A 16825-nucleotide genomic window follows, 5' to 3' on the forward strand; every position below is an offset into this window, starting at 1 on the left:
ATGATTTCCTCTTTTCAATTGTTGGTCAATACACTTGTACTCTTGTCGGCTGATAACACTTCAGCTCTGGCAGTGCCGTCAATTGCCGGCGAAAAGCGTGAATGGAGGTCAAGTAGCCCAAGCCAATGCCTTGGGCGGCGAGATTACCCATGGCCGTCGCTTCTACTGGTCCGGCGATGACCGGTCTGTGGCAGGTTTCAGCGATACATTGGCAAAGAAAATCTGCTCTGGCACCGCCACCGATAATGTGGATTTCTTCGTATGTTTTCCCTGTCAAACGATGGATTTCTGCAAAAGTCTGAGCAAAGGCTGTCGCCAAGCTGCGATAGACACAGCGAATGACTTCACCAACAGTCGGCTGAAGACACCCTTTTGCCTGCATCAGTTTCGTTAATTTTTCTAACATGTGCTCAGGTTGAGCCAGCTGGGGTTGCTGCGTATCGATTAAGACCGTATCCGCAGATGATCGGGCCAATTCCATCATCTCTTGAAAACTCATGTGTGTCCCTGTCCGTGCCAAAGAACGTTGCAATTCTTGGATTAGCCAAAGTCCCGTGAGGTTTTTCAGGAAACGATTGCGGCCAGGTCGGCCTCCTTCATTGGAAAAGCCTAGCTGTTGTGCGGCTGGTTCTAAAACAGGTGCTGCGGTTTCAGTTCCCGCCAAAGCCCACGTACCTAAAGAAATAAATAAAAATTCTTCTTTAGCAGTCGGTACACTGGCAACAGCACAAGCGGTATCGTGGCCGTAGCTTTTGTAGACAGGAATTTCGGGAAGCTCAGGGTCTTGCAACACACCGACAAAATCTCCCGCCTGCCCCAGATTCGGCAACAGACTTTCCCTGATACCAAATTGAGCTGCCAGCGCTTGGTGCCAGTCACCGGTGATTGGATCTAGGAGTTGCGTGGTAGAAGCAATCGTCTTTTCTCCCAACACCTTTCCAGTCAACAAATAGCCGAGTAAGTCCGGCATCAACAGCAGCTGTGCCGCTTGTTCTTTTGACTCTTCGCAGGCCAATCGAAACAGTGAATTGATTGCCATCACCTGATTGCCGGTGGCCGCAAATAATTTTTCAGCGTCAAAAGTATCCTGCAGCTTCTCATAGCTTTGTTGACTAGAGGAATCTCGGTAGTGGACAGGCAACCGCAACAGCTGCCCCTGATGATCCAGCAAACCGTAATCCACTCCCCAAGTATCAATGGCAATACTGAGCAGCTCATAAGATTCCGAGGCTTTTTTGATTCCCAGTTTAATCTGCGTCACTAGTGTCGGCAGATCCCAACACAGGTGGCCATTTTCTGTGATGGGGCGATTGTCAAACCGATGGATTTCGGCCATAGTCAGCTGACCTGTTTGAAAGCGGCCGATGATCCCACGACCGCTGGAAGCGCCTAAATCAAACGCCAGCAGGGCTTGAGGTTTGCGGTTGTTCATAACGAGTCTCCTCGGTATTGTATTTTTTGTAGCCGGGATGGCGGCCTGTGATGCCGTAGCGTTCCCGCATAGCAATCAAATCCCCCATCCGGTCAGCAGAAATTTCCGGTTCTGGCTGCGTATTCAACAATGTGCGGGCATAGTACTGGGTCTTGGCACACAATTCCAGTGACTCCATCCGGTAATAAGCCGTCACGATGTCTGAACCCATCGCCAAAGCCCCGTGATTTTCCAACAAAACGACATCGTGTTCATTCAGATATGGCGTGATGGCATTCGGCACTTCTTCAGTGGAAGGCATTCCAAAAGGCGTAATCGGAACAGCCCCGATGGTCAATGAACTTTCGATCAAAGAATAATTATCCAAAGGGATGTGGGCCAAAGCAAAACCAGTGGCTACCGGTGGATGTGCGTGAACAACGGCTTGTACATCGTCACGTTCTTCATAACAGCGCAAATGCATTTTGATTTCAGAAGAAGGCTTGTAGTCTGCTTGTGCTTCTAAAACATTGCCTTTTAAGTCGATTTTGATAAGCTTATCGGCAGTGATAAAGCTTTTAGAGATGCCTGTTGGGGTGCAGATAATCGTATTGTCATCCAATTTAGCTGACACGTTGCCGTCATTGGCCGCCACCCAGCCCAGCTGCCACATTTTGTTACAGACATCACAGATCATTGCTCTTAATTCTTGTTCGTTGATGGGTTTCATTTTGTTGCCTCCGTCTTTTTAGTATTTTGCCATGCTGTAAACAGTGATTGGAAGTCTGCCTTTGCCAACAACTCTTGCCGATAAACTTTTTGGCTCAATGCCGCTTGCAGCCAAAAGACCGCTTCAATCACTTGCTTTTCTGTGAGTGCATCAGGAATATCAGACCAAACCGCCAATGCGATAGCTGGCGTCTGAGCCAGATAAGCCGCCTCTACCACTTGATTGTTGGCATAAGTGGTCAAAGTAAAGTCTTCGGCGATTTTTTCATATGTCGGGTAGGTGTAGCTAGCTGCTTCTCCTAGTACAAAATAGAAGAAATTGTCGTTGTGGTTGATGACGTTGTAGCCTTTTTCAAAGAAGGTTTCCACTGGCGCCATATTTTGATTCCAACGGGTCCAATAAGAGACTTCACAATCAGGGGACAATGACAATTTTTCCTGCCGATTGAGTCGGAAAAAGCCATCGTTCCAAACCCGTGGAATAAAGCCCAGCTGACGTACAAAGTCGATGGTCTGATTGACGTATTCGATAAAGACCTCGATTCCGCTTGCTTCTTCGCCAAATTTTTCTTTGGCATAGGCCGCCAGTGTCGGATATTTGTCAATTTGGTCGAAATCAACAAATTCATCGGCGCCGATATGGAAGTAACAGCTTTCAGAAAACAGCTCCCCGTACTCTCGGTAAAAGTCCCGAACCAACTCTACAGCTTCTGGATTCAACAAATCCAACGCTTTTGCATCTTTGGTGAAATTACCTTCTTCATCAATGGTCGTCAATTGGAACTGAGGATAATTCTTCAAAATCTGCTTCAAATGTCCTGGGCTGTCGAAATCTGGAATCACTTGGATAAAATGACGGTTGGCATATGCAATCAGTTCGCGAACTTCGGCTTTTGTCAGAAATTCTGGTGATACCACTTCTGGATGGGCTTCAGATTCAATCCGAAATCCTTCATTCTCGGAAAAATGCAGTTGCAGATGCGTAAATTGGAACAAAGCCAAGCTGCGAACCAGCTGTTTTAAACTCGCTAATGAGAAAAACTTACGTCCCATATCGATCATAAAGCAACGCTCTTGGATTCCACCGTAAAACAGACCGCTGACCGGCTGTTGAAGCAACTGCCCTTGCAGTGCTTTGGCAGCACCATAAAACACTTGGCTCTCGTCACGACCGGTAATCGTGACCTGCTGATCTTGTTGATGAATTTCAAAATCACCTGCCAAATCGACATCCAGCCTCAGTGTAATTTGCGGCAGACTTGCTGTCGCTCCCGGTATCTCTTCACAAAAATTCAAAAATCGTTTTGCGCTTTCGGCCAACTGCTCGTCATAAGTCACGATCAGGCCTTTTTCATTCATTGTTATCAATTCATGTTCACTCCTTACTAGCTCATTTAACTTGTTACTTTATCTAACTTGCTTCTTCATCCTACAATGACAGCGCATTCACTACAATGTGTGGTTTTTTCTTCTGACGGTGAGCTGTTGCCCTCCTCGATGATACACCACTATGTAGCCTACCCCGGCTGTGTGGATACTGCCCCCAATCAAAAAACTAGCAGCAAACCGCCCCGCTTTGGTGCAGGTATCACTTTTCCCAGTGTAGCATTTCTTTGTCATGAACAGTCGCGCCGTTTTTTAAACTCTGCCACAAAAACAGGCGACGCTCACATCACTTAGATAAGAAACTATCTATTAATAACTAATTGCGACAATCCTTGTATCTAAATCGGCAAAAGGAATATTCGGACCGATAAAAGTGAGTCCGTCCTTGAAAGGTTTAACAATGAAAAAACAAGTCACTTCCACCATTTGTGGAAGTAACTTGTCTTTTACGGTTCATCTTTCGTATTGTTTGCGTCAGAGGACGATGACTCAACTATTGTCACTGTCTTGCCTACTTTGCTTTCTTTTTGATCACTAAATAACTTTTTTACTATTTGTTTAATGTGCGGAACTGTCCGGGAGTAACCCCTACAAGGGTGCGGAATTTGCGGGTATAGTTGGACACATCATAATACCCTGCTTCTCGAATGATGTCTTTGATCGGTCGATCTGAATCAATCAAAGCTTGCTTGATTTTTTCCATCCGCAGTTCTTGGATATATTTGGAGAAAGTCATGCCGCTTTCTTTTTTGATAAAGCGACTGAGATAAGACACCGACAGTTGAAACTCTTCAGCCACCATTTCCAGCGAGAGTTGCGACGAGGCATAATTGTCCTGAATGAAGGCAAACAATTCCTGTTTCAACTGCGATTCCTGGTTTTGCGGTTTGGATTGTACCAACGCACACAACACTTTGGCAATTTCTAAAAGTTGCGGTTCCAGATCATACAAACTGTGGAAATCGGCCGCTTCTTCCGCCGTGGTCAATGCGGGACAGCTCTGAATATCAGAGGCAAACTTCGTGAGAATATTTAGCAGATAAAAGCCGTAAATCTTTTGCGCACCCGCAGTAAGCTGCTGATCCAAGCCATTTTCTATCAAACGATGAATGGTTTCACCAGCAACATCAAAATCGCCTTGTGTCAAACTCTGGATCAATTTCATCTTTTGGGAATCAGGGTATGAAATTCCCCCGGTAACCGGCTCTTCTTTCAACTCGTCATAGTAGACGATGGCTTGTTCTTTCATTGTAAAGGAGTGCTCCAATGCCGCCAAACTTTCAATAAATGAACGATTGATTTCTGCTAAATGTTTGACAGGATTACCTGCAGCGATTGTTGGCCGCAAACCCACCAGATCAAAAGTGTCATTATAAAGAGCTTCGGAGATCCGTTTCATTTCGGTTTCTTCTTCATAAGCTACCAAAATTGCGATAACTTGAGTAGACAACACTTCGGTAGCATAGCCTACAAAACCGGTGCCTCGAACCATTTGCAGATATTCCATCAAAACGTCATGCTGTTGGGAGAACTCATTGAGGCCTTTTTCTCTCGTACTGATGGTCATCGTGAAGTAGTATTTCCCCTTCAACTGCACATGTACGGAATCCAGCAAGACCACCAGTTGTTCTTCATCTTTGATCCGACCACCGATTAATTTACGTAAGACTTGCTCTCTGGCGTGTGGCGTTTGGCGTTGGATTTCTTCATGGAGTTCTTTGTTCTCATTTAAAAAGCGCGAAACCCGTTCGTGAACTTGGATGCCCGACCGCTCACCAGACACATGCGTCTCCGCATTTTCATCATCGTATTCTTCCATCAGTTGTTCCAAGCGTTGAATCGGACGATAATTGTATCGACCCAATACAAAGACCAGAACACTGCCCAAAAGAAGTGTTCCTAAAATAAAGTAAAGAAATTTTTGCTGCACTCGATTGATAGTCGCCAGTGCCTTATCTGGATTGACCACCCCAATGTAGGAAAGTCCCAGACCAGTATTCTCCAATTGCTGCGTCATAAAGCGATGCCCACTAATAGTTAAGGTTTTCTCCTGTTTTGCTTGTGCAACATTGTCAGGATTATTCATGTAGCTGAGCAACTCGCGATTGCCGGTGCTGGACAACACCTGATTTTGTTCATTGACCAAATAATTCGTACTTTCTTCACCATAAGAAGACTGATCCAAAAGTTTCTGGATACTTGATTCCTTGATAGCATAAACTGCCGTCCCGTAGGATACTTGGTCAGCGTTTTGTAGTGGTACCAGATAGTACATTCGATTATGACTCTCTGTGTATTCGTCTTCTAGATTAATTAATTTTGGTACATCAGTAGTCAAAAGCTGCGCAATCTCTCCAGCACTAAAATTATTCTTGCCGGAAGACTTCAAAAGCAACTCAGTGTTCAACCACCCGCTTGTAGAAAAAAGCATATCCGGCTTTTCATAGTACATTAGGAATACTTCATCCACGATACTACCTTCTAGTCGGTTCTTTCGCAAAGATTGCTGTCCTTCCAGTGTATAATAAGGATGACTAATCATTTTCAGTGACAACTTGTTATCATGGGGAATTTGGTGGGAAAGATCATTTAGCTGCATCAAGTTATTCTCAAAAGAAGACTGCAACTGCAACAAGTGATTTCGTGCTGACAATTCCAGTTGCTGATTGATGCTGTCTTTTGAAGTTTTAAACCAGATACCTGAAACAATCAAAAAAGGTACTAAAAAGACGAGCAAGTAAGAACCTACCGAACGACCTAACCCTGAAAAACAGGCTTGCTTAATCTGACCAATGATTTTTTTCATTTTCTCCTCCATCTTTTCTTTGCAGCGGACAAAGTTACCTGCTGCTCCAAACAACTATGTAACGAGCAAGAAATAAAACGCTTCCCACAATCTTTGAAAAAAATACATATCGTAACAACTGTCCATCACTGGCTTGTCACGATGTGTCCGATTGTAAACTTAACACATAATTTAGGTTATTTCGATATTAAAAGAACATTACTAAGGGAATTTTTAGGATATTTTAAGGCATTGAAAGCGAATAACAGAACGTCTGTGATATTTACCGTAAAAAAGAAAGAAAGTCGCTTTTTGGGACTTTCCTGTCTTTCTTATTCTAAAATCAACCCATATTTTATAACTGATGCTCGTCGTTAATAGCAACAACTTGCCCGCAACCGAATTTGTTACGCCAATCATAAACTGCACCCAAAAGATTGGATTCATTGCCAAAGCGACAGATAGCAATCTCCGGCAAAAGCACGTTGCTGGGGATATGGCTTGAGATTTCCGCAATTTTTTCCTGCAGCATTGGCAATAAAAAGTCAGCTTTGGAGATACCACCGCCAATCAGTATTTTTTGTGGATCCAACACATATTGCAGATTGTAACAGCCCACCGCCAATTGTTCGATAAAATCGGCGACTGCTTCTTGAGCTTCTTTGTCGTTCGCGGCCAAAAGTTCAGTCACTTGACGACCATCTAAATCAGCAGGGTCTACACCTTTTTTCAAAGCTGTATCCAATACCAAGCTTCGGGTGGCACCAGTGATACTCCAGATTTCCCAACGCTTGGCCCCTTGCTTAACCGGCATCAACATGTAGCCAAATTCGCCCCCCAACAAGTGGGAACCTCGAACCAGCTTTTCCTCTATCATTACAGCCCCGCCAACAGAAGTCCCTAAAACAATCATTGCCAGATCATGGCAATCTTGACCTGCCCCTTGCCATTTTTCTGCCAAAAGAGCACAATTCCCGTCGTTTTCTGCACTGACAGGCACTCGATAACGGGCTTGCAGCTGACGTACCAGTTCTTTGCCGAATGGTTCATAAATCGGTGAACTCATGCCGATTTCCTGTGTCCCAGGATCCACCAGTCCCGTACTGCTGATCGCAATCCCGTCAAAGCCCGTGGCATAGTTTTCATCAATGTGGTTCATCAACATCTCCGTCATCAAGCGATAATCATGACGCGGCGTGGGAAAATGACCACTAGCCAGATTGGTTCCCGTTTCTGTCAACAGGCCGGTTTTTACACCGGTACCGCCGATATCTACTGCGACTAATTTTTTCTCATGACTTGTCATTTGTATCTGCTCCATTCCAGTTTTTTCAAAAGCTCTGCCACATCTCCGCAACAGAATGCGTTTTCATTTAGTTGTTGCCATTATACGACAACTCCCTGCTGCTGCCGCGAAGATCTGTTTGTGTTTTTATGGTAGGATGTGTTTTTTTTGCTCATCATCTTTTAAAGGCCCTTAAAGAATGCGCAGGAATCCCGCCATCACTCATTTTTTTGTGGTAAACTATGAAAATGAAAACATTAACTGAGGTGAAGACATTATGATCACGATGGATGACATCATCCGCGAAGGAAACCCCACACTGCGTCAAGTTGCTGCTGAAGTCAGCTTCCCGCTCGGTGACGAAGATATTAAATTAGGCGAAGACATGTTGGAATTTTTGAAGAACAGTCAAGACCCTGTAAAAGCTGAAGAAATGCAACTGCGGGGCGGTGTCGGTCTGGCGGCGCCACAATTAGACATTTCAAAACGAATTATTGCAGTGCATGTTCCTTCTGCTGACCCAGAAAAACCAGAGCCGATCTTGAGTGCTGTCATGTACAACCCCAAAATTCTCAGCCATTCTGTACAAGATGCTTGTCTAGGTGAAGGAGAAGGCTGTCTGTCCGTCGACCGAGAAGTTCCTGGTTATGTCGTCCGCCACGCGCGAGTGACTGTGACTTATTATGATGCAGCCGGCAAAAAACAAAAGGTCCGGTTGAAAAATTACGAGGCCATCGTTGTGCAACATGAGATTGATCACTTGAATGGTGTCATGTTCTATGATCATATTAACGAAGCCAATCCTTTTGCACTTAAAGAAGGCGTTTTAGTTATCGAGTAATTTTCAGCTACGATTTCTATCCTAGCAACCTCAAAAAAGGCAGCAATCTGACCACTGCTAGGTAAACTCAAGAAAAAAACAGCGACAGCTACTCTCAAGACACGAGGGAGCTGTCGCTGTTTTTTTGTCTAAGATGTCGCTCTGTGTCATAGGAAAAATCAATTACTGTTGGTATAAGATTCCCTTAGCGGCTAATGCTTGGGTGATTTTTTCAAGGTCGGCGTCACTTTGATAACGGATGGTGTGCAGGTGAATGCCATTGGTAAGATCAGACAACAAGCCGACATTTGATTTGCGGTAAGCTTCCATAAACGCGGTGACGTCTTTAGGCGTTTTTATATGCAGGCCGCCGGTCAACTCTCCGTAGAGTTCGTGTTCGACAATCACGTCTATTATTTCTCCACCGTTAGCTACAATCGTCTCCAGCTCTTCTTGCGTTTTGGAGGCATCGTGTTGCACGGCAATTTTTTTCGTATAACCCAGATGGTCTTCCGCCTGATTCAGTTTGTAGCCTCGAGCAGTAGCGATGACTTCTTCGCCGGCAGCTCGCAGCAAGGCTACATCACCGACAATGATTTGGCGACTAACTCCTAACTCTTGAGCAAAGCGACTCGCACTGATTGGTTTTTCCGTTGACTGCAAGCGCTGCAAAATTTCTTGGCGGCGTTTTGTTCCTTCTATCATCATAATTCCCTCCTGATTGCGGATAATAAAATGACCATACAGTCACTACCGAGTGCTTCGGCAATCAAGCAGTGGTCTATTTTTTCAATTGATCGGCTTGGAACTCCCGAGAACGTTTCATGATATCGGCAAAGACTGTTGCGATGGCATCTTCATAGGCTTTATTTTGAACCTGATTGCGGATGCCATCAATCACCGCTGTCTCGCGACTCGTATCTAATACAGAAATATCCTGCTCTTTTTTGATACGCACAACGTCACTGACAGCGGTCATTCGCGCTTCCAACAATCGTGTCAGTTCTTTGTCGATTTCGTCGATTTTTTTCCGCGGTTTTGCTAATGGGTCAGCGGAGGCCTCACTTTGGTCCGCTTGTCTATCATCTAAATCGATGGTTTTGATGATGCGAGCCGGATTACCTCCCAGTACAACATTGTCCCCAAAAGATTTGGTAACCACTGCCCCAGCAGCAACGACGACATTGTCACCTAACGTTACCCCGGGAAGAATGGTGACATTGCCGCCAAACCAAGCATTGTCGCCAATTTTGATAGGCTTGCCACCTTCTAGGCCGCTGTTGCGCTTCACCGGATGCAGTGGATGGGTAGGCGTCAATACCTGACAGCCAGGTCCCAACATACAGTTGTCGCCAAACTCGATGGGACAGACATCCAAAAACGTGCAGTCAAAATTGGCATAAAAGTTCTTGCCTACAAAAATATTATAACCATAGTCAAAGCGGACATTGGGCTCAAGGTAAGGTTTGCCATCTGATGCCCCAAAAGTTTCAGCTAACAATACACTGCGCATTCGGCCGTCTGCTTCTTCGTTGATTTGACTCATGCGGATTCGGGCCTCTTTGCGGTCGGCAATCAATTCCGGATCTGCTGAAAAATACAGTTCACCGGCAATCATCTTTTCTTTTTCAGTTCTCATAGTTCCCTCCAATGGCATTTTTACGAGCATTTCTGCAAGTTGCCCGTCAATTTCTGCGTCGTTCATTTAAATCAAAGCAAAAACATCTTCTCCCAAACATTGTACCATCTCAAATTCAGCGGGCATAGACACCGGTGTCTGATTGATGGCGATAATCTGCACCCCTACACTGGCGTAGCGGATCAAATCACAAAAAGGATGGACTTGAAAAGTGGTGCCAACCACCACTAGCAAGTCGGCTTGTCTGACAGCTCGGATACTGCGATCTAACACTTCATCAGTAAAACCTTCGCCATACAACACAATGTCTGGTCGCAATTGCCCGCCACAGCCCTGATGTCGATCACTTTTCAGATAGTCCTGCCAAGGTACCAAACTGCCACATCGGCGACAACTGCATTCGTATAGCGATCCATGAAAATTTACCAGCTGACGACTGCCGGCTTTGGCATGGAGACCGTCAATATTTTGTGACACTGTCCAAACGATTCGGTTCGACTGCTGTTCTAAGGCAACGATTTTTTCATGAATCACATTGGGCATTGCCGTGGGATGGTAGAGGCAGTTGATAAAGTTGTAGAATTTTTCCGGTTCTGCTGTCATACATTCTCTACTCAACAGATATTCCGGCGCTTCGATTCCTTGATAGACTCCCTGCAACGAGCGGTAATCTGGAATTCCAGACGATGTTGAGACTCCTGCCCCCGTCAAAAATGTAACTTTTTGGGCATCACGAATCTTGTCTGCTGCCTGTTTAGCGGTCAATGTCATGACTCTTCACCTCGCAGATTCAGTATACCCGTTTTGGCTGTGGATTACCAAGCCTCCAATCAGCGAGCCTTCTTGCTGATTCACGAAAAAATTGCGGGCATCCCCTTTTCTTTTTAATAATTATATGATACTATTTAGCACGTTCGAGTGAATTTTTATACAAAAAAAATAAAATTATGTATATTCGCAAAGAGTTGCTCCTCTTTGCTGCAAGAAAGGAATTTATTTATGCTTATGAAAAAACAGTTGAAACCACTGCTGCTCATCCCGGTACTGGGACTCTTACTGAGTTTGTTCGCGTTTCAGACCCCTGTTCATGCCGAAGAAACCACCGATCCCATCTACCAGCGGATTCAGCAAAGCGGTGAGTTGGTGGTGGGACTTTCTGCCGACTATGCCCCCTTCGAATTTCATGCAACGGTAGACGGCGAAGACAAAGTAGTCGGCTTTGACGTTGCTATCGCCGGAAAAATTGCCGAAGACTTAGGTGTTAAACTAAAAGTCGAAGAACTGGGCTTTGACGCGCTATTAGGTGCTTTACAGACTGGGAAAATCGACATGGTTATTTCCGGAATGAATCCGACACCCGAGCGGGAAAAAGAAGTCAATTTCACTGATGGCTACATGACCGTCACACAAAAAGTCGTGGTCAGAAAAGCGGATGCCGACAAATTTACTTCATTGGACGTCTTGAATGGTGTCGCTGTCGGTGTCCAAAAACAAAGTGACCAGGAGACACTGGCAAAAGCTGAACTGCCAAACTCCGATATCACATCCTTACAAAAAGTACCCGATTTGATTACCAACTTGACCAATGAAAAAATTGACGCTGTCATTATCGAAGGGCCCGTAGCTGACGCCTATGCCCAAGTCAACAAGAGCCTCGCTGTCGCAGATCAAGTGCACTTCAAAGACGGCAGTAAAGAAATGGCTGCCGCGGTTGCTAAGAATGCCCCTTATCTTTTGGAAAAAATCAACGCTTCTATCGCGGATATTAAAGCCCAGAACTTGCTAGAAGGCTATCAGAAGGAAGCCAATGAATTGATGCTGGGAGAAGGCGACCAGGGCTTTTTGAAAAAATACTTGCCCTATTATATTTCCGGAGCAGGTTATACTGTCTTTCTAGCCTTTATCGGCGTTTTGTTTGGTGCTGTCCTTGGCGCAATCTTGGCATTAATGAAGCTGTCTAAAAGCAAGCTTGTGAAGCTGCTTGCTACTATTTATATTGAATATGTTCGCGGCACTCCACTTTTGGTGCAAATCTTTATCGTTTATTTTGGGACTGGTGTCTTAGGCTTTGACATGTCCAAGCTGGCTGCCGGTTGTATCGCGCTGGCGCTGAACAGCGGGGCCTATGTAGCCGAAATTATTCGTGCCGGAATCAACGCTGTCAATAAAGGTCAACTAGAAGCGGCCCGTTCTTTAGGGATGAATCAGGCACAAGCGATGCGCTTTATCATCTTCCCGCAAGCTATCAAAAATATCCTACCTGCTTTGGGCAACGAGTTCGTGACTGTCATCAAAGAATCCTCAGTCGTTTCCGTCATTGGGGTTTCCGAATTGATCTTCCAAACCGGTGTGGTACAAGGGGCTAGTTTCAAACCGTTTATTCCTTACGTGATTGTCTCACTAATCTATTTTGTTTTAACCTTTACAATTTCCCGTCTCTTAGGTGTAGCTGAAAGGAGAATGGCCAATGATTGATGTCAAAGACCTGCATAAAGCATATGATGAAAACGAAGTATTAAAAGGGATTGATCTACAGGTAGCTGCCGGTGAAGTCGTAGTAATCATCGGCCCTTCCGGCAGTGGGAAATCTACTTTTCTCCGTTGTCTGAACTTATTGGAGCAACCCACCAGCGGAGTGATTGAATTTGAAGGCCAAAATATTTTGGCTAAAGGGGTTCAGATTGACCAATTACGTCAGAAAATGGGCATGGTTTTCCAAAGCTTCAACCTCTTTCCTCACATGACCGTCTTAGAGAATTTGACCATCAGCCCTGTGAAAGTCAAAAAAGAATCTGCTGAAGAAGCAAACGGTGCCGCACTGGCCTTGTTGCAACAAGTAGGTTTGGCTGATAAAGCTGCGGCTTACCCTGCCAGTCTTTCCGGCGGGCAACAACAACGGGTAGCGATTGCCCGTGCATTAGCTATGAATCCTGATGTTATGCTGTTTGACGAACCGACTTCTGCCTTGGATCCGGAAATGGTCGGCGAAGTGCTGGCAGTTATGCAAGCCTTGGCAGAAAAAGGCATGACCATGGTAGTTGTCACCCACGAAATGGGCTTTGCCCGAGAAGTTGCCGATCGAGTGATTTTCATGGATCAAGGAATTATTCAAGAACAAGGAACCCCGGAAGAGATCTTCGGCGCGCCCAAGAATCCTCGAACCCAAGACTTTTTGCGCAAAGTACTATAATCGAGCTTCAAAAAATGAATTGAATACTACCAATCGCGCAAGACAAGCAGCTGCCACTGAAAGAAAGTGGCAGCTGCTTGTTTTTTTATTATTGGCCGATCACTTATTTAGATCTCCTATCGACGGCAATGACCTCAATGAGTACTTTGTCAAAAAGCAATGAGAATCTGCCCATCTTCATTGCCTTTGAAAAAATCCGGTGCTAAAATGTCTGAGAATCATGAAATTTTACCGAAAATCGCCGTAAATGTACCATTTGCTGGCTGTTTGCGGAATTGAATATATGCAAAATCGCCGGGTTTTGCCGACTTGCAGTCGGGAACGGACGTCATCTGATAGGCCATGAGGAGGATGACGCACCGTTCCTTTTTATGCGTCATTCGCAATTTTAAGCGGCTATTGCAAAGCCAAAAGAGAGGGAGTTTTTATGAAAGAAGTCAGAAGTTACGTTACCAGAAGTGTCCTTAGTACATTAGCTTTGTCCGTCTACATCTTGGCCGATACCCTGTTTATTGCAAACGGCGTCGGTAATTTGGGACTGACCGCACTAAATATTGCCTTGCCATTGTTCAATCTTTTGAACGGCCTGGGGCTACTTTTAGGTATGGGTGGTGCCACCTTATTCAGCTTGCAGGCTGGCAAAAATAATTACTTTTCTCAGTTGATCGTCACCGCACTGATTCTCGGCGGCGAGTTTACGCTATTGGGCATTTTCTTTGTGAATCCGATTGCTACTGCTTTGGGAGCCAGCGCGGCAACGTTGGATTTGACGGTTATGTATCTGCGTTTCATCCTGATTATGGCACCGTTTTTCATTTTGAACAATCTGGTTCTGGCCTTTGTCCGCAATGACAGCAACCCACAGCTGGCAATGATGGCCATGCTCGCTTCCAGCCTTTTCAACATCATTTTTGATTATATTTTCGTCTTTCCAATGGATATGGGGATGGCTGGCGCAGCATTGGCCACCGTTTTATCGCCCGTTTTAAGTTTAGCTATCCTGAGTCTTCACCGTAAGAAACCGCAGCGAAAACTGACACTGTCCTTAGCGATTCCTCGCCTGGAAACTATCAGCCGCTCCGTTCAACTGGGGCTGTCTTCTTTTTTGACAGAAATGAGTACCGGAGTCAGCATCTTGATCTTCAATCAGGTGTTGTTGTCACTGCGGGGTGATGTCGCAGTTGCCGCCTATGGAGTTCTGGCCAATATCGTCCTAGTGGGCTTAGCGATGTTCACCGGGGTAGCTCAAGGGGTGCAGCCGCTGATTAGTCGGGCTGCCGGTAGAGGTGATCAAAAAGCAGTCAACGATTATTTGAAATTTGGACTTAAAGTCAGTTTGGGATTAGCCGCTATTCTCTATACACTATTAATCATCTTCAAATATCCAATCACCGGCTTTTTCAATAGTGACAACGATCCTGTCTTGACTAATTTAGCAGTCACTGGCATTCCAATCTATTTTCTGGCTTTCTTTGCTTCCAGCAGTAATATTCTGCTGTCTATCTTTTTTTCAGCTGTGGGCAAAGCCAAACAAGCCTTTACCATCGCTTTATTGCGAGGGTACCTGCTGATTATTCCAATCTTGCTGATAGCAAGTCGTTTAGCCGGCATGACCGGGGTCTGGAGCAGTTTGCCTATCACAGAGTTTTTGACTATGGCAGCAGCTTATGGTCTGCTATTTTACTACCGCAAACAATTTACTATCCCCTGTCCTTCAAGAAGTTCAGATTCTGCTGACATTAACTAGCACACCTTTGACACTTTAATTGCGCAACGGACAGCACTAGGGGCGTGTTTCAGCTAATACGAGCAAAAAATCCGGATGCCGTCATCTTCTATTCGCTGAAACCAGCGACCTTTGGATGACCGGCAACCCGGATTTTTGCTTTTTCAACCGTCATAAAAGCCCAGGATAGCAATCCCGATCATGATGGCGGCAATCACTAGATAGTGTTTGGCTTTCAACCGTTCCTTCAAAAAAATTCTTCCCAACAAGACTGAAACAATGGCGTAAGCAGAGATCAGCGGCGCAGTGATGACCGCTTCTTTGCTGGAAATCGCACCGATATAAAAGAATTGACCCAGCGTCTCAAAGATGGCTGCCAGACCTTTGTCCCGCTCTTCAAAGACTGCGAATTTTTCTTTTTTGATTAGTGCCAAGTACCCCCATAGCAGTAATGCCACGAGCAAGAAAGTCAGTTCATAACTCATATTGGCTTGGTCTTCTGGAAGGATCTTTTTGTACTCTAGATAATAGCTGTCTAAAAAGGTCCCCATACCATCAATGATCATGTACAAAATGGGAAACAAAATGGCGATAGCTCCAAAACGGTACTTCGGATCAACTTGGACCCCTTCTGCGGCTAGTTCGGCATCATCGGCTTCTTTTTCAAAGATGGACAGCAACAAAATACCAATCAAGATCATGCTGATTGCTAAAAACTGTAAGCCATTCAATGAGTTGCCCATAATCATAAAGCCCAAAAGTGCCGTCACCGCGCCCGAAGAATTACTGATTGGCGAGGAAATGGAGACTTCGATATAGCGTAACCCAAAGTAGCCAATCGCCATCGACAAAATATACATCGCCGAAACCGGCAAATAGACGATCAGATTTTTCCAATCGTAATTGATGCCTTCATAGACGCCATAATATAACACTGCATGCAGCCCCATAACCAGCCCTACCATGATAGTAGTTTTCATGGCACTGTGAGGGTCAGCGGCGTTATTTCCTTTTTTATAGAAGAGATCGGCTGTCCCCCAAGCCAAAATCGTGATCAGTGCAGACGCAAACCACATTCCCAACACATCCATTTCCTAAAAATTTAACCGATTATCTTCTTAAAGTTAGCTTAATCTTTTTTCACCGTCAAATATTTTTCTTTTTTTTCTGCTAGAAAACCTTCATTTCATGACAGCACAAAAAAAACATGCTAAAATGGCAGATGGAATCAGTGGCTGTAGTCCTGATTGTGAGAAAGTGCACACTAAAAAGCAACAGCTGTATCGCCGATGCCTATTTTCGTGTCACTGGAAAAAACTTCTGTCTGCAGCACACAATTATTGCGAGGTGAAAATCCATGGTACCATTTATCATTTACTGGGGCATTATTCTTGTTTGTATCGCCTGGTTGGCGTTGAGCGTCTTCTTTTCAGTCTTTTATCTGGCTAAGAAAGAAAACGGAAACCTGTGGGCCTTTGCTTTCTTCAATGTGATTGCTGCTATCGTTTTGGCTATCACTTTGGCAGTCTACCGCACATGGGGTTGGGGCATCACTCAATACTCAAGCCTAATCTACGTGATTTTGGGCGTACTGGTTGCTTTGACACTGGTACAAGCCGTTTTAGGCCGCGAGCCAAAAGAAAAGATCGCCTAACAAAAAGATTGGCGCGTCTCATGACGTGTCGATCTTTTTTTGTTGGTATTTCGCCAACTTCACCTGCCGGATTGCCTGGGAGGATAGCCCTTCTCTGCTGAAAGCTGCCATTTGATTTTCTGAAAAATCACCTTTATCCATTGACAATCCGCTGGCTATCCTTTAAACTCCTATCTATAATTATTAAAAATTATTAAAGT

At 44.9% G+C, this 16825-nt stretch carries 15 protein-coding genes; 5 read left to right on the forward strand and 10 right to left on the reverse strand.

Annotated elements, in window-relative coordinates; translation table 11 throughout:
* Nucleotides 1–25: 25 nt before the first annotated feature.
* The 6 genes from BAU14_RS02845 to BAU14_RS02870 all read right to left on the reverse strand — a co-directional run bounded on the left by BAU14_RS02845 (nt 26) and on the right by BAU14_RS02870 (nt 7617).
* Nucleotides 26–1432 (reverse strand): rhamnulokinase, encoded by a 1407-nt coding sequence (locus BAU14_RS02845; protein WP_161898573.1) that lies wholly within the window; start codon nt 1430–1432, stop codon nt 26–28.
* A complete protein-coding gene (locus BAU14_RS02850; protein ID WP_161898574.1) occupies nt 1395–2141 on the reverse strand; it encodes a class II aldolase/adducin family protein in 747 nt (248 codons plus the stop codon). Before BAU14_RS02850 ends, BAU14_RS02845 begins: the two co-directional genes overlap by 38 nt.
* The gene (locus tag BAU14_RS02855; protein ID WP_161898789.1) at nt 2138–3499 is read right to left on the reverse strand and encodes a family 20 glycosylhydrolase; all 1362 of its coding nucleotides are present in this window, start codon (nt 3497–3499) and stop codon (nt 2138–2140) included. Before BAU14_RS02855 ends, BAU14_RS02850 begins: the two co-directional genes overlap by 4 nt.
* A gap of 90 nt (nt 3500–3589) precedes the next feature.
* Entirely contained in the window at nt 3590–3760 is a 171-nt protein-coding gene (locus BAU14_RS02860) for a hypothetical protein (protein ID WP_161898575.1), read from the reverse strand.
* A gap of 316 nt (nt 3761–4076) precedes the next feature.
* Nucleotides 4077–6332, reverse strand: coding sequence for a helix-turn-helix domain-containing protein (locus tag BAU14_RS02865; RefSeq protein ID WP_161898576.1), 2256 nt, complete (start codon nt 6330–6332; stop codon nt 4077–4079).
* A 334-nt stretch (nt 6333–6666) separates the two neighbouring features.
* Nucleotides 6667–7617 carry an ROK family protein gene (locus BAU14_RS02870; RefSeq protein WP_237580396.1) on the reverse strand — a complete coding sequence of 317 codons (951 nt, stop codon included), beginning with the start codon at nt 7615–7617 and terminating at the stop codon, nt 6667–6669.
* A gap of 256 nt (nt 7618–7873) precedes the next feature.
* Here BAU14_RS02870 and def point away from each other — a divergent pair, with 256 nt between their 5' ends.
* A complete protein-coding gene (gene def, locus BAU14_RS02875) occupies nt 7874–8437 on the forward strand; it encodes a peptide deformylase (RefSeq protein ID WP_161898578.1) in 564 nt (187 codons plus the stop codon).
* Nucleotides 8438–8599: 162 nt separating this feature from the next.
* Here def and BAU14_RS02880 read toward each other — a convergent pair whose 3' ends face one another.
* From BAU14_RS02880 to BAU14_RS02890, 3 genes are all read right to left on the reverse strand, one after another.
* Nucleotides 8600–9121, reverse strand: a complete 522-nt coding sequence (locus BAU14_RS02880; RefSeq protein ID WP_161898579.1) for a transcription repressor NadR — start codon at nt 9119–9121, stop codon at nt 8600–8602.
* 76 nt (nt 9122–9197) lie between these two features.
* Nucleotides 9198–10055: a chorismate mutase gene (locus tag BAU14_RS02885; protein ID WP_161898580.1), complete on the reverse strand. Its 858-nt coding sequence runs from the start codon at nt 10053–10055 to the stop codon at nt 9198–9200.
* A gap of 66 nt (nt 10056–10121) precedes the next feature.
* On the reverse strand, nt 10122–10826 hold the full coding sequence (locus BAU14_RS02890; RefSeq protein WP_161898581.1) for an NAD-dependent protein deacylase: 705 nt from the start codon (nt 10824–10826) through the stop codon (nt 10122–10124).
* 234 nt (nt 10827–11060) lie between these two features.
* Here BAU14_RS02890 and BAU14_RS02895 point away from each other — a divergent pair, with 234 nt between their 5' ends.
* From BAU14_RS02895 to BAU14_RS02905, 3 genes are all read left to right on the forward strand, one after another.
* Nucleotides 11061–12530 (forward strand): ABC transporter substrate-binding protein/permease, encoded by a 1470-nt coding sequence (locus BAU14_RS02895; RefSeq protein WP_161898790.1) that lies wholly within the window; start codon nt 11061–11063, stop codon nt 12528–12530.
* The gene (locus BAU14_RS02900; protein WP_161898582.1) at nt 12523–13245 is read left to right on the forward strand and encodes an amino acid ABC transporter ATP-binding protein; all 723 of its coding nucleotides are present in this window, start codon (nt 12523–12525) and stop codon (nt 13243–13245) included. The genes BAU14_RS02895 and BAU14_RS02900 overlap by 8 nt, the downstream gene beginning before the upstream one ends.
* Nucleotides 13246–13672: 427 nt before the next feature.
* Complete coding sequence (locus tag BAU14_RS02905; RefSeq protein ID WP_161898583.1) at nt 13673–14992, forward strand: MATE family efflux transporter; 1320 nt, start codon at nt 13673–13675, stop codon at nt 14990–14992.
* A gap of 143 nt (nt 14993–15135) precedes the next feature.
* On the opposite strand, the gene BAU14_RS02910 is transcribed toward BAU14_RS02905, so the two are convergent.
* Nucleotides 15136–16047 carry an EamA family transporter gene (locus BAU14_RS02910; RefSeq protein ID WP_161898584.1) on the reverse strand — a complete coding sequence of 304 codons (912 nt, stop codon included), beginning with the start codon at nt 16045–16047 and terminating at the stop codon, nt 15136–15138.
* A gap of 281 nt (nt 16048–16328) precedes the next feature.
* Between BAU14_RS02910 and BAU14_RS02915 the strand changes: the two genes are divergently transcribed.
* Nucleotides 16329–16625, forward strand: coding sequence for a hypothetical protein (locus BAU14_RS02915; RefSeq protein WP_161898585.1), 297 nt, complete (start codon nt 16329–16331; stop codon nt 16623–16625).
* The last annotated feature ends 200 nt before the right edge of the window (nt 16626–16825 follow it).

The sequence above is a fragment of the Candidatus Enterococcus leclercqii genome, from assembly GCF_009933135.1.
GTDB classification, from domain to species: domain Bacteria; phylum Bacillota; class Bacilli; order Lactobacillales; family Enterococcaceae; genus Enterococcus_C; species Enterococcus_C leclercqii.

Bases quoted from the DNA above. Each gene is read 5' to 3' on its own strand.
- BAU14_RS02845 (WP_161898573.1), bottom strand. From the start codon at position 1,432: ATGAACAACCGCAAACCTCAAGCCCTGCTGGCGTTTGATTTAGGCGCT.
- BAU14_RS02850 (WP_161898574.1), bottom strand. From the start codon at position 2,141: ATGAAACCCATCAACGAACAAGAATTAAGAGCAATGATCTGTGATGTC.
- BAU14_RS02855 (WP_161898789.1), bottom strand. From the start codon at position 3,499: ATGAATGAAAAAGGCCTGATCGTGACTTATGACGAGCAGTTGGCCGAA.
- BAU14_RS02860 (WP_161898575.1), bottom strand. From the start codon at position 3,760: ATGACAAAGAAATGCTACACTGGGAAAAGTGATACCTGCACCAAAGCG.
- BAU14_RS02865 (WP_161898576.1), bottom strand. From the start codon at position 6,332: ATGAAAAAAATCATTGGTCAGATTAAGCAAGCCTGTTTTTCAGGGTTA.
- BAU14_RS02870 (WP_237580396.1), bottom strand. From the start codon at position 7,617: ATGACAAGTCATGAGAAAAAATTAGTCGCAGTAGATATCGGCGGTACC.
- def (WP_161898578.1), top strand. From the start codon at position 7,874: ATGATCACGATGGATGACATCATCCGCGAAGGAAACCCCACACTGCGT.
- BAU14_RS02880 (WP_161898579.1), bottom strand. From the start codon at position 9,121: ATGATAGAAGGAACAAAACGCCGCCAAGAAATTTTGCAGCGCTTGCAG.
- BAU14_RS02885 (WP_161898580.1), bottom strand. From the start codon at position 10,055: ATGAGAACTGAAAAAGAAAAGATGATTGCCGGTGAACTGTATTTTTCA.
- BAU14_RS02890 (WP_161898581.1), bottom strand. From the start codon at position 10,826: ATGACATTGACCGCTAAACAGGCAGCAGACAAGATTCGTGATGCCCAA.
- BAU14_RS02895 (WP_161898790.1), top strand. From the start codon at position 11,061: ATGAAAAAACAGTTGAAACCACTGCTGCTCATCCCGGTACTGGGACTC.
- BAU14_RS02900 (WP_161898582.1), top strand. From the start codon at position 12,523: ATGATTGATGTCAAAGACCTGCATAAAGCATATGATGAAAACGAAGTA.
- BAU14_RS02905 (WP_161898583.1), top strand. From the start codon at position 13,673: ATGAAAGAAGTCAGAAGTTACGTTACCAGAAGTGTCCTTAGTACATTA.
- BAU14_RS02910 (WP_161898584.1), bottom strand. From the start codon at position 16,047: ATGTGGTTTGCGTCTGCACTGATCACGATTTTGGCTTGGGGGACAGCC.
- BAU14_RS02915 (WP_161898585.1), top strand. From the start codon at position 16,329: ATGGTACCATTTATCATTTACTGGGGCATTATTCTTGTTTGTATCGCC.